The sequence below is a fragment of the Psychrobacter sp. CX97 genome, assembly GCF_057396285.1.
The window spans coordinates 97,380-110,624 of the sequence record NZ_JBXYJE010000009.1 but is presented as its reverse complement, the minus strand read 5'-3'; the positions used below and the strand labels follow the sequence as shown (position 1 = coordinate 110,624).

Below are 13,245 nucleotides of genomic sequence, written 5' to 3'. Positions count from 1 at the left end.
GACGAATTTTATGAACTATTAATCTATTAGTTATGTTAATTAGGTCATGCATCTCGTTTATCAAGCATAATTACATAGTTTTGAGTCGCTCGTTACATTATTAAATACATTTGTAAACTTACAGGCATAATAAACCGATATAAAACACATATATCCGCCTATTTTGTGGCTACCCAAAACATCTCTTTAGAACGCGCTCTTGATGCTGCTGGCTTGACACTACGCACTTTTGAAAATTGTGACTGCATTTGATCGCGCAGCGCAGGCGTACCTTCTCCTTGGAAGATTTTCATGATAAGCGAGCCACCTTCGGGCAATACTTTCAGCGCAAAATCGACTGCTAACTCACAGAGATAAATCATCCTAGGCTGGTCAACCGCCTTGTGCCCTGTTGTATTAGGAGCCATATCAGATAGGACAACATCAACTTCTCTATTACCGATTTCATTCATTAGCTGATCAAATACTTCTGCTTCTCTAAAATCGCCTTGTATAAAAGTGACATTCTCTAACGCGTCCATGGGCAGAATATCCAAAGCAATTAATGCACCCTCAGAACCTACCAAACGCCCTGCTACCTGAGACCAACTACCAGGGGCACTACCCAAATCTACAACCGTCATTCCTCTCTTTATGAGGGCTGTCTTCTCATTAATCTCTAATAATTTATATGCCGCACGTGCACGGTAGCCCTCTTTTTGAGCGAGCTGAACATAGTGATCATCCATGTGCTCTTTCATCCAAGCTTTACTACTTTTTGATAACGTTTTATTTGTGATACGAGTCGCCAAAATATCCTCACGAATTAAATCTTTCAAGTCTAAGTAATCTAAGTAAGATGAATAATGTAAAAGCTACTTCTATCAATAAAAAAGCTTAACCTTTAAAATCCTAAAATCACCTACGCCTCGTTTTACGCTCTATCTAGAAACAACAATATGCCAAGCTTTAGCTAAACTTTCAATTAAAAACCACTCATATCAATAATAAAATCTATTTAAGCATTATATAAGAATATTCATTATAATAAGCTTTATCGATAAAGGGATGCTCAACACAACGCTTATTTAGAAAACAACTTGTTTTTGAAAATAATTCAGCAAAACTTGTCATACCTAAAGCTCTCAGCGTTTTTATATTATGAGATACTTTTAATTCGATATAACCTTCCAAGGCTGGCTAGTTAGGCCTAATAACCAATACTGAGATACTATGACTACTGAACAAAAAAGCCCACAGTACCTAACCAATGACGAATTACGTCGATTAAAAGGCATTGGTCATGAGTTAAAGCCCATTGTTATGATTGGTAATAATGGGGTAAGTGACGCCGTAATTGAAGAGATTAACCGTGCATTAAATGACCACGAACTTATCAAAATCAAGACAGCACCCGGTACTAAAGAAGAGCGTGATGTTTTAAGCCGCGACATTGCTCAAAAAACCAACTCCCAGCTTATTCATCATATTGGTCGCATGGCTTTATTACTCCGCCGCAATCCAAATGCAAATCCAAAGCTGTCTAACTTAGCACGATATAGCTAGTTTCAGTGGTTTCGTGAAATGGTTTAAATATGAATACCAGTTTAACTTGGTTCATGTATTTATGCCACTTATAAGCGTATACCAGTTATAACCTAAAATTGAGATCTAGTACGTTAATCTAAGCCATCAGTTAACTGTTGGTTTTTTTTATTTGATGTATTTATGAATTATGATACATTTTCAAATTTAATATAAGCCGCATAAGTGGTCTATGTTAACTGGCAACAACCCCAAATATAGGATTAGGCTTGTCAATCTCGTCTAGCCAACGACAGCTATAGGTTGTGAATATAGGCTCTTACACCAGTCTAATTTCTAAAAATGAAGTAATTTAACAAAAGAGCAAATCAAATACATTACAGACTAAAAAGCCCAGCTTGCTAACGAGCTGGGCTTTTCAATTAAGACTTTTGACTGGCAACCTTCTCTTGTAACTAATCTTATAACTAAGAAATCAGTTTTTAACTGGTACACATATATAAGTACGCATAGATAAGTACGATTCTCTAAATGTTTGGCTTTCAGAACTTATCCAGTACCCATTAAATATAATTTGATAAAATCATTTATTCAATTATTTCTTATAACTGTTGCTAATGATTAATATTTACTCGCCCATGGCTAAATAAACACCTTGATTAGAAGCGTCATTGATATAACGGGCATCACGCCATGTAGTGTAAGAGTAGGTGTCACTGTAAGGGCTCTTATTGCGTTGTACAAAATCAGATACCCAGTTACTGCCATCAAAAATTTGAATATGGCCATGACGATGCTTAGCTGAACGATTATATACCACCACATCACCTACCTGTGGTGGGGCACTGTTGCTAATTTTAACAAAGCCAGCTTGAGCTAAGGTACCACGAGTCGCATATTGGTAAGCTGAAGGATTTGGTGTGAAATCATAACCAGCTGACTGTAAGGCTTTGCGAACATAACGTGCGCATAAGCCAATTGTTCTTGAATGGGCCGCACGTGCTGCACGTGCTGCAGCAATGGCAGGTGGAGCCGAACTATCTATAAAAGAGCGTGATGGTCTGTTTGAAGATGTTGCAAACGATGCTAAGCTTGACTGTCTATTTATAACTTCAGTTTCTAAAGCTTTTAGCTCTGGATTTAATTTTTGTTTTTGGGCAATGAGTAGCTCTAGGTTGCCAACTAAATCTTCAGAGGAGGATGGATTATAGGTATGTTGAACTGATGCATTAACCTGTGTGGCGCTGAACCCCATTAATGACAAAATAATAAGTAACTTTTTCATAACGCTCCCAGAATTAATCTTTTTTAATTGCAGCATCTAACTTACCGATAAACCGCAATTCGTTTTTCATCAAATATATAAAGTTGCTTCACTCAGATATCCAAGCTATCAAACAGGTATCATTTAACCATCTATCAAAACACTTACTTGCTATCAATGAGCGACAATTGACGTATAATAAGTAGATATATAATTATGATGTGAATCATCTACTTTACTTCTTTACTTCACTTGTTAAAAACCCATAGGCATTGATTTCAAACTTGAGGCTTATAATGCGCCAGTATTCGAAACCTAATTACTTAGCAACCGTTATTGATCATCAAAAATCTGCTGCTTTAGCATTGCCCCACCAGATATTCAAAAAATGTTCAGAGCTTAATGAACTCACTACCGAAATCAAAACTCTACTAAATAACTGTTTACCAGAAGATGTGCTTAAAACTCTTTGGGTAGGCAGTTATATTGATGGGAAATTAACGTTATCAGTACAGTCTCAAACTGCTGCTAATCATCTTCGCTATCAATCTAATAACTTAATCAAGATATTAACCGTACAATCTTTAACATTTGATCAACTCAAATATATAGATGTAATCGTTACCTACCCTGCATCAATTAACCAGTCTTATAGCATTGAAAACAATATGAATCAGCAGAGTAATATAACTTCAACTGACACTAATAAGGTTAAAAGCCATACTACACGTGGCTTGACCGAATCAACGAGAAGAACTATATCACACACAGCTAAGCATGTCATTAATGATTGCCAGTTGAAAAAAGCTCTTGAAAGGCTAGCAGAAGACTAAAAGGTAATGTTTACATTGTAATTTTATGTAAAAAAATAGGTATTTCAGAGGATATGAATGAGTTGATTTCGATACATATTGTAATTTTTTTATAATTAGAATTACAAAGATAATACTTGAAGTTATTGAAAGTTTGCTTAAAACATTTGAATTCCATACCTTAAGAGAAACTACCCACAAAAAAACGGAACTTTGTTCCGTTTTCTATATAGTTTCACGAATGTTTCTAGCTAATAAGTGATTTTTCAGTAGGATTTAGCATAATTGACTTGATTTTGGTAAATCGTAGTTTATAAAGGACGATTCTTTGTCATAAAATGTTACAATTTCAAAATTATCATTACTAGCGTACACTGCCTTTATCAACTTATTATTCAGCGCATGTCCAGATTTATAGGCACTAAACTTAGCTAATAATGAATACTTTGCTAAGTATAAATCTCCAACTGCATCCAATAATTTGTGACGGACAAATTCATTTTTGTGACGCAATCCTGTTTTATTCATAATACCACTTTCATCTATCACAATCGCATTATCAAGACTACCCCCTAACGCGAGATTACTTTTCTTTAAAAGCTCTATATCTTGTAAAAAACCAAAGGTTCTGGCATTACTGACACTTTTGAGATATTTTTTTGTTGAAAAATCAAAGCTATAATGCTGCGTGTCTCTAGGTATTGCAGGATGATCAAAGTCTATTTGAAACTCTAACCTAAACCCGTCAAATGGTTCCAGCTCAGCCCATTTATCACCTTCTGTAACACGTATTGTTTTTCGTATTTTTAAAAATCTCTTGGGCTCATAAAGCTCTTTAATGCCAGATTCAAGTAAAAGTTGTGCGTATGGCGCGGAACTACCATCGAGAATTGGCACTTCAATATCAGATACTTTTATCAATAAATTATCGATACCTAGCCCTGCTAGTGCACTTAATAAATGTTCAACCGTACCAACCCTGACATCCTCTATCCCCAAATTTGATGACATCACGGTATCTCTAACTAAAAAGGCATCAGCAGGAATCAGTGGCGCATTCTCAACATCTGTACGTAAAAAGTTAATACCTTTATTTGCAGCACTAGGCTCAAAGGTAATTGTGACATCTCTACCACTGTGTAGACCAATTCCTACAACTGTTACCGGTTTTGCGAGGGTTCTTTGTTTCATTAAAAAATTCTCTGCCATTAAGTTTGAATGGACAACCTTACAAGCTTATGTCGATAAAAAAAGTCTGCTCTCAATTGTAATATCTGTCAAAATTAAGTCTGTATGCTGACTAAATTTATAACCTATTCAAGGGTCACTTCAAATACAATAGATAAAGTCGATGTTCAATGAAAATATTCACTTTTAATATTGGCTTTTAATAGTTCGTACTTTAACCTCAGCTGCCATATTTAAGTCGTAAAATATTTATATTACTTATTGTAGTGATATTAGTGATTAAAAAAATTCAGTATTCTTAATAGTTGACTTTAATAAACATGAGCAAAACTGAAAAAGCTAAATGTAAGAAATTATTTCCATTGTAACATATTCTTATTTAGATCACTGAGTTTCGCTATACAAAATAAACTATAATATTGACATCTGTTGACCCTATCTATTTTTCAGACTAGAGATGGTCAACTAATTTGCTAAATAACGCTACTGGAGTAGAAAGGTATTTAATTAGAAAGGTATTTAATTAGAAAGCTACTAAATTAGAAAGCTATAGTCATAGGCAAACTAAAGAGCTACAGCGTTAACCTCACTAAGCCTACTAGAGTAGTACTTGCGCTCGGTTACCTTGTATCTTATTTAGTTGCCTATGACTATACTTGGTAGGTATAGGCTATAGGTAAATAAAAAAAGACCGAGCAAAGCTCAGTCTTTTTTTATTTTTGCTAGTGCTGCTCTTGTTACGTCATAAACGCACTGAACTAAAATACTTAACGATTCTGTTGCCGTTTTAGATAATCCTGAATGCTATTAGTCTTAGTATTTGGTTCAGATTTGCTGGAACCCACACTTGAATCATGTTTTTGATGAGTACTTAATTGTGCTTTTTTCTGACTCGTTATAGCGCTTGTGTGAGTAGCAGGGTCTACAGCTTGATTACTACGAGCAGAAGGCATTGGACGAGGATCGTCTTTCTCATCATCTAGGGTTAATCCTGTCGCTATAACTGTAACGTGCAGATCTTCACCCATGCGCTCATCAATGACTGAGCCGTAGAAGATATGGGCGTCATCAATATCTGTTATTCCTTCAACAATTTCAGTGATTTGACTTAGCTCATCAAGTGATAATGAATCTGATGAGACAACATTAACAATAAGACCTTTAGCATTTTCTAAGCGTAAATCATCTAGTAATGGAGATCGTATTGCTTTCTCAGTTGCTTGACGGGCACGTTCATCACCACTGGCACGGCCAATACCCATCATGGCATGGCCTTTTGCAGTCATTGCCGTACGAATATCATTAAAGTCAATATTAACCATACCATCAAGATCAATTGTTTCAGCGATACCTTGCACAGCATGCATCAATACATCATCAGCTTTTTTGAAAGCATCTTTCATCGAGATGTTGCCATAAACCTTAAGCAGTTTATCGTTTGGAATAGTAATAATCGAGTCTACAAAGTTTGATAACTGCTCAATACCAGCCTTAGCCGCTTTGAGACGTCTACCACCTTCAAACCTAAAAGGTGTGGTAACAACGGCAACAGTCAGGATTTCCATCTCCTTAGCGATACGAGCAACTACAGGTGCTGCCCCTGTACCTGTGCCCCCACCCATACCAGCAGTAATGAAAACCATATCCGAGTTTTCAAGAAGCTTTCTAATGGCTTCTTCATCCTGTTCAGCAGCTTCACGACCCACTTCGGGGTTCGCTCCAGCACCTAAGCCACGGTTTGTATCTGCGCCGAGTTGCAATTTATGCTCAGCCGTCAAACCTTGTAGTGCTTGGCAATCAGTGTTAGCCACTACAAAGGTAACCCCTTTGATGCCCTGTTGAACCATATGCTCTACAGCGTTACCACCGCCACCGCCAACACCAAAAACAGTAAAACGGGCTTGACCGTTATTTAGATCGCGGCTGCTATCTGCCATTGTATACTTGGACATTATCACTCCTTTTCGTAACCTTCTGAACTTATTATTTATAGTAAGTAAGTTCGATTATAAAGATTACTTGAAATATTAAAATGGTTTATATAATTCGATTAAAAAAATTGTTTAGTTTATTCTTCAAATTGCTTACTTTACTCGTTTCAAGGGCTTCAGGTGAGCTTTTCTCGCTATGTTTAAACTGTTCACTCTGGCTGTATAGCAACGCGCCAAAAGCAGTCTGAAATACACGATCTTTCACTCTTGCATTCAACAGCTTAAATGAATCTTCACTATCAAAATGATTATATGCGGTAATGGCTTCATGGGGTGTGGTCATAACGACTGGCATTTGTAACAAGCGTTTTGCAAAGGGTATCATGCCTTTAATATTACTACCACCCCCTGATAATACAACGCCACGCTGCATATAATCCATCAAACCTGCATCAGACAGCTCTTGAAAGGCAACTCTAAACAACTCAATGTAGCGTGCTTTGATAATCTCAGCAAGTTGTAATAAGTTAATAGTGACTTCATCAGCCACACCCACTCTCTTAATTGTCACAAACTGACCAGGATCGATACTTTGTATATCAACTGTACCATAACGCTTTTTCAACGATTCGGCTTCAGCCATTGAAATACCGAGTTCTGCTGATATATCCATTGTTACTTTATTGCCACCATCAGCGATACAGTGGGTAAATATAAGTTTATTTTCACGGTATAAGCAAAGGCTTGTGGTACTTGCACCAATATCAATTAAACAAACCCCCTGCTCTCGCTCTTCAGCCATTAGGCTATACTCTGCACTAGATACCGCGTCAAATAACATGTGGTCAATACTAATATCACAGGCTTGAATCAACTTTTGAATATTTTGACGGCTGGCTACTGGCATCATCATTAAATGATACATAACCGTTAATTCATTAGCATACATATTAATCGCATCATCAACCATATCTTCTTGATTATCTATAATAATGCCTTGTTGACAATGATGCATTAGATAATGAGTGGTCGGCATGATTTTTTCTTTTGCTAAACTAAGCGCCTTGACAATATGGCGTGTTTCAACCGTACCTTGATCAACATTGACCGTGCCAAAACTATTAGCACTAAAGAGCTCAGGAGTAGATAGGGTTAACCACACACTATGTACACGGCAATTAGCCATTTCTTCTGCTTCGATAATCGCTTGTCTGATAGCGCTTTTTAAACGCTCCCAGTGCTTAATTCGACCTTGCTGAAAATCTTCATTCTTAACCTCACCCACTCCCATAATCTGAATGTCTTCCATAGACTTAACGTGCCCAATAACTGCATAAACAGCAGTGGCACTGATGTGAACAACGACGAGATTTTCAGGTTTACTCATAAGGTGCAAAACGTTTTTTTATACTGCTTTTCAATCAATGTCATTACCTATCACTTTAGATATTATGCACATGGATTAAACAGCAAGGTTGATTGAAAGTATTATTAAAATATCATTTTAGTGTGCATTCAAGCGATTTATTTAAAACTGTACCCTATTGATGCGCAATATCCCTCTCCTCATTAGACTCTCTAATTTCAGATAAAGATATCAATTCAATAGGTGCTACTTGCTCATCTTTCCATGCAATAACAAAACCATTCTTATAACGCAAATCAACAGATGCTATCTCATCGCGCTTCATCTTAAGCTGGTTTTGTAATAATTGACTCAAATTCATAAGCTTTTGTGAGGTATGTTCATTATCAACAATAACTCGCATTCCATCATCAAATTTAACGACCCATGTCATTCTGGGCGTTAAAACCATATCCTCAACTTTCATATTGAGCGTTGCAAACCATTTATTAATAAGCTGCATCTGCTGCATGATCAAAGTAGACTGATCTTCGTCACCTTGCAACATGATGAGATCACTTTGAGTTAAGTCTGTCTCATCAGCGGGTTTAAAGACAACCCCTTCAGCATCGATCAAATGCTCACTACCAAAGCGGGCTATCGGGATTCGAGGTAGTGCCGATATGACGATCCCCCTACCCCACTGACGCTCAATATTAACTTGGCTTACCCAGCTCTGCGTCATGACAGTATCTTGTAACCGAGGTAAGGTTGCCATAAAGAAGTTTCCCACATGATCTTGGGAAACGGCCTTACTTAGTTTCTGGTACTCAGTTGCATTCAGCCCGTTTGGGTCAATAATAATCTCAGCAGGTTGTGCTTGATAAACTCGATGAGACACAGTAACAAAGGCTATTATAAATAGAAAAACCCCGATCAGTATCCACATTTTTGAAGATATAATCTTGCTAGAGGTAAGCGTGGGGTCATTCACTGAGTCAACCATCATATCCATTTTCTATTAACCTACAATTGTAACGCATTTAGCACAGTTACGATAGCAATATGCCCAATCAAGCCATTGCTAAAGACTAACCCACTAATAGCGTGGATTTAACGCCAATGTGAATCTAATCCGCTTTTATATTAACCAAGGAAATAGAACAAAAAAAATTCCTCAATAAAACTTTCAGATAACCGCGTTATTACTCTACATTCTTCATTCACTATATTATGGTCGTTAAAGTGTTTGTGCCAGTATATGCCAGCATAATTCGTCAAAGCGCATTCCTCTAGCTTTGGCAGCCATAGGCACCAAACTATGACTGGTCATACCGGGCACAGTATTAATCTCTAATAACCAAAAATTACCCTTCTCATCTTGCATAGCATCGACACGCCCCCAGCCTGAGGCATCAACGGCTTTAAAGGCAGCGATGCTCATCGCCTGAAGGTGTGCTTCCTCACTTTTCGATAGCCCGCAAGGAATATGATAAGCGGTATCGTTGCGATTATATTTGGCTTCAAAATCATAAAAATTTGAGATATTTGCGGGTTCTAGACGGATTACTGGATAAGCTTCATCATCAATAATGACGATGGTAAACTCTCGTCCCGTTATCCACTTTTCAGCCATGACATCATCCCCACACCCAGCTGCCATTGCATAAGCTTCAGGTAGTTCATCTAGACTTTCAACCTTGCTCATACCAATACTTGACCCTTCATGCACAGGCTTAATCATGAGAGGTAAACCTAATGTATTCACTATTTGCTGCCAATCGGTATCTTCTGTAAGGATAGAAAAAGGGGCGGTCGCTAACCCACATCCTTGCCATAATTGCTTAGTGCGCACTTTATCCATACCAATTGCAGAGGCCAGCACCCCTGACCCCGTTTGCGGAATACCAAGCCAGTCAAGCAATCCTTGTAACTGACCATCCTCACCACCGCGACCATGCAAGACATTAAATACCCGATCAAAGTGTTTAATGTCTAGAATATTACGATCTTTAGGATCAAAATGAGTCGCATCAATCCCCTGATCTTTTAGAGCTTTCAGCACAGCATTGCCACTATCGAGTGACACCTCTCGCTCATTACTATTACCGCCGAAAACCACAGCGACTTTGCCAAAGATGCTGGGATTCTTTACTTTAGTAGAGGTTTGATCTGAGATATCTGATTTGGTTGAAGTTTGCGTCATAATTTTATTCTTAACAAGTAATGATTAAATATATAGATTGTTTTTAGCGAGCTCTTGGCTAATTTGTCCAACATTACCCGCGCCTTGAGTAATCAAAATATCGCCTGACTTGAGTGTCCGTTTCATTACAGGCTCAAGGGCATCCTTATCTACTACAACTGGCTCAACTTCGCCTCTTAAACGGATGCTACGCGCTAAAGACTTAGTATCTGCCCCCATAATTGGTGCTTCACCTGCACTATAGACATCTAGAAGTAACAACGAATCAACTTGAGACAATACGGATACGAAATCATCATAGCAGTCGCGAGTTCGGCTGTAACGATGAGGCTGGAATAACATAACGATACGGCGTTCAGGATAACTCTGGCGAGCCGCTTTAATGGTGGCAAGAACTTCAACGGGATGATGACCATAATCGTCAATCAGTAACACGTTACCATCGTCTTTATCAACACACGCTTGTTGTTCAAAGCGACGGCCGACGCCAGCGAATTTTTCGAGCGCTCTTACAATGGCTTGATCATCAACACCTTCATCGGTTGCCATCGTAATAGCCGCCAATGCGTTTAGTACATTATGACTACCAGGAATATTCAAGGTTAGCTTTAATGGCTCACGGTCTTTTCTTAAAACAGTAAAGTGAGTTCTTGTACCGTCGACAATAACATCAACAGCTTGAACATCATTATAAGGATTGAAGCCAAAAGTCTGCACAGGGCGACCAATGTCATCAATCATGGCGTATAACTCTTTATCATCACCGCAGACGACAGCAAGGCCGTAAAATGGCATGTTTTGCAAAAACTGAATATAAGCTGCTTTAAGTTTGTCAAAGCTGTTTTCATAAGTTTCCATATGATCTTGATCGATGTTAGTGACAATTGCTGCCATAGGATGCAAGGACAAAAATGATGCATCAGATTCATCTGCTTCAGCCACTAAATAACGACTTTGACCTAATGAGGCATTTTTACCAGAAGCATTTAACTTACCACCAATAACATAAGTTGGATCAAGCCCAGCTTCAGTCAACATCATGGTTAATAAGCTTGTTGTTGTCGTTTTACCATGCGCACCAGCAACCGCGATACCATGACGATATCTCATAAGCTCGCCCAACATATCCGCTCGACGTACAACGGGTAAGTGCGCTTTTAAGGCTGCTTGTATTTCAGGGTTTTGTCTATCAATTGCCGATGAGACAACGATGACATCTGCATTTGCAATATTTTGTGAATCATGTCCAATAAAGACGTCAATACCCAAACTTTTTAGTCGATCCGTAACCGCACTTTGTTTTATATCAGAACCACTCACACCATAGCCTTGGTTTTTCATGACCTCAGCGATGCCACACATGCCAGCTCCACCAATCCCGATAAAATGAATGCACTTGATTCGGCGCATTTCGGGAATTTCAATTAAACGTTTTGGCAGGGCAGCTTGTGTCATAAATTTCTCTTTTTCAATCTAATGTAGAATGCAATCAAAAATGTCTAATAAAGATACTATAAATTTTTAATACTATAAAGTTCTAAGGCTTTAAAAACAAATGGCTGAGCGCGAATTATAAAAAGTACTTTATCCCTTTGTTGAATAGTAAAACTATTATCTCAATAAAGACCAAATATAATCAGTGGCCATAATGGTAGAGCTAGGATTTGCGAGTGACTTACCTTTTTTTGCCATGTCTAGGCATTTCTCACGATTGAGATCAGATAGTATCTGCGCCAAAACATCCGCTGTTAGTTGGCTTTGAGGGATTAAATAAGCCGCGCCCTCATCTGCAAGTGAGCGAGCATTGGCGGTTTGATGGTCATCTACCGCATGCGGCAGTGGCACAAATATTGCGGCCAAGCCAACGTTTTGAATCTCTGTTACCGTTAACGCACCAGCACGACAAACAATAACATCTGCCCAAGCATATGCTTCTGCCATATTATCAATGAAAGGCATGATGGTTACGTGATGACGGGTTTCATCAACTTGCTCGTAGTTGTGTGTCGTACTGTCAAAGTTGTTACGGCCACATTGGTGATGAACCACAAGGGATTTTTCTATTTTGGCAAGTGCAGCAGGTACTATTTGATTTAAAATCTGAGCGCCAAGTGACCCCCCAACAATCAATAGTTTTAAAGGGCTATCATCTTTAATATCATAACGTGACTCTGGCGGGGCAATTTCACAAATGGCCTCTCTAACAGGATTACCAACCGTTTCGAGCTTGGGGTTATCGGCACTATCGCTATCACCAAATGTATTAGGGAAAGCTTGCAATACTTTGGTTGCTACCTTCGCTAAATAGCGGTTACTCATCCCTGCGATGGCATTTTGTTCATGAATGACCAAAGGTTTGCCTGTAGCACGTGCTGCTAGGCCACCTGGGGCAGTCACATACCCACCAAAGCCAACGACAATATTAATATTGTTTGCTTTAATAATCTTTATGCTAGCCAACACAGCCTTTGACAGCATCATAGGCATTTTTAAGACTCGTCCCACACCTTTACCACGTATACCGTGCATTTGAATAGTGTGAAATGTATAACCTGTTGGACGCACTAGGTCATTTTCCATACCCTGCGGCGTGCCCAACCAATGCACAATTGCCCCACGGCGGGTTAATTCATCTGCCACGGCTAATGCTGGGAAAACATGACCGCCTGTGCCTGCTGCCATCATCAAAACCCTCGGCTTTTTAGCTGATTCGGCACTCATAGCGCCGTGGCTACTATTGATGCCGTGGCTGATATTAAAGGAATCGCGCACAGAGGGGTTCTCCAACTACAGAATACAATAAAGGTTACAAGGTTAAAAAATTACCATTGTTAAAAATGACAATGGTAAAGAGAATGTTAAAAAGTCTAAAAGCTGAAAATATAGGGATTAAAATGTGACAAAATAATAGCACAAAAATTTAAACGAAACGATTACAGTAAAGTTGCCAGTCCGTAACTTTTTATGCAAATGAC

At 38.5% G+C, this 13,245-nt stretch carries 11 protein-coding genes; 2 read left to right on the top strand and 9 right to left on the bottom strand.

The window, feature by feature from the left end; translation table 11 throughout:
- Positions 1-158: 158 nt before the first annotated feature.
- Positions 159-791, bottom strand: coding sequence for an RlmE family RNA methyltransferase (locus AC2SLL_RS08840; protein WP_486531347.1), 633 nt, complete (start codon positions 789-791; stop codon positions 159-161).
- 421 nt (positions 792-1,212) lie between these two features.
- Here AC2SLL_RS08840 and AC2SLL_RS08835 point away from each other — a divergent pair, with 421 nt between their 5' ends.
- Entirely contained in the window at positions 1,213-1,545 is a 333-nt protein-coding gene (locus AC2SLL_RS08835; protein WP_486531324.1) for a YhbY family RNA-binding protein, read from the top strand.
- A 607-nt stretch (positions 1,546-2,152) separates the two neighbouring features.
- Here AC2SLL_RS08835 and AC2SLL_RS08830 read toward each other — a convergent pair.
- Positions 2,153-2,809 carry a CHAP domain-containing protein gene (locus tag AC2SLL_RS08830; protein ID WP_486531323.1) on the bottom strand — a complete coding sequence of 219 codons (657 nt, stop codon included), beginning with the start codon at positions 2,807-2,809 and terminating at the stop codon, positions 2,153-2,155.
- Positions 2,810-3,084: 275 nt separating this feature from the next.
- On the opposite strand from AC2SLL_RS08830, the gene AC2SLL_RS08825 reads away from it, so the two are divergent.
- A complete protein-coding gene (locus AC2SLL_RS08825; protein WP_486531322.1) occupies positions 3,085-3,621 on the top strand; it encodes a hypothetical protein in 537 nt (178 codons plus the stop codon).
- 255 nt (positions 3,622-3,876) lie between these two features.
- Here the strand turns inward: AC2SLL_RS08825 and lpxC are convergent, their stop codons facing one another.
- From lpxC to murG, 7 genes are all read right to left on the bottom strand, one after another.
- Positions 3,877-4,791: a UDP-3-O-acyl-N-acetylglucosamine deacetylase gene (gene lpxC, locus AC2SLL_RS08820; protein WP_486531321.1), complete on the bottom strand. Its 915-nt coding sequence runs from the start codon at positions 4,789-4,791 to the stop codon at positions 3,877-3,879.
- A 764-nt stretch (positions 4,792-5,555) separates the two neighbouring features.
- Positions 5,556-6,740 carry a cell division protein FtsZ gene (gene ftsZ, locus AC2SLL_RS08815; protein WP_486531320.1) on the bottom strand — a complete coding sequence of 395 codons (1,185 nt, stop codon included), beginning with the start codon at positions 6,738-6,740 and terminating at the stop codon, positions 5,556-5,558.
- 85 nt (positions 6,741-6,825) lie between these two features.
- Positions 6,826-8,106, bottom strand: a complete 1,281-nt coding sequence (gene ftsA / locus AC2SLL_RS08810) for a cell division protein FtsA (protein WP_486531319.1) — start codon at positions 8,104-8,106, stop codon at positions 6,826-6,828.
- Between the two features lie 154 nt (positions 8,107-8,260).
- Positions 8,261-9,079 (bottom strand): cell division protein FtsQ/DivIB, encoded by an 819-nt coding sequence (locus tag AC2SLL_RS08805; protein WP_486531318.1) that lies wholly within the window; start codon positions 9,077-9,079, stop codon positions 8,261-8,263.
- A 225-nt stretch (positions 9,080-9,304) separates the two neighbouring features.
- Positions 9,305-10,270, bottom strand: coding sequence for a D-alanine--D-alanine ligase (locus tag AC2SLL_RS08800; protein WP_486531317.1), 966 nt, complete (start codon positions 10,268-10,270; stop codon positions 9,305-9,307).
- Between the two features lie 24 nt (positions 10,271-10,294).
- Complete coding sequence (gene murC / locus AC2SLL_RS08795) at positions 10,295-11,725, bottom strand: UDP-N-acetylmuramate--L-alanine ligase (RefSeq protein ID WP_486531316.1); 1,431 nt, start codon at positions 11,723-11,725, stop codon at positions 10,295-10,297.
- A 156-nt stretch (positions 11,726-11,881) separates the two neighbouring features.
- On the bottom strand, positions 11,882-12,991 hold the full coding sequence (murG, locus tag AC2SLL_RS08790; protein WP_486531346.1) for an undecaprenyldiphospho-muramoylpentapeptide beta-N-acetylglucosaminyltransferase: 1,110 nt from the start codon (positions 12,989-12,991) through the stop codon (positions 11,882-11,884).
- Between the last annotated feature and the right edge of the window lie 254 nt (positions 12,992-13,245).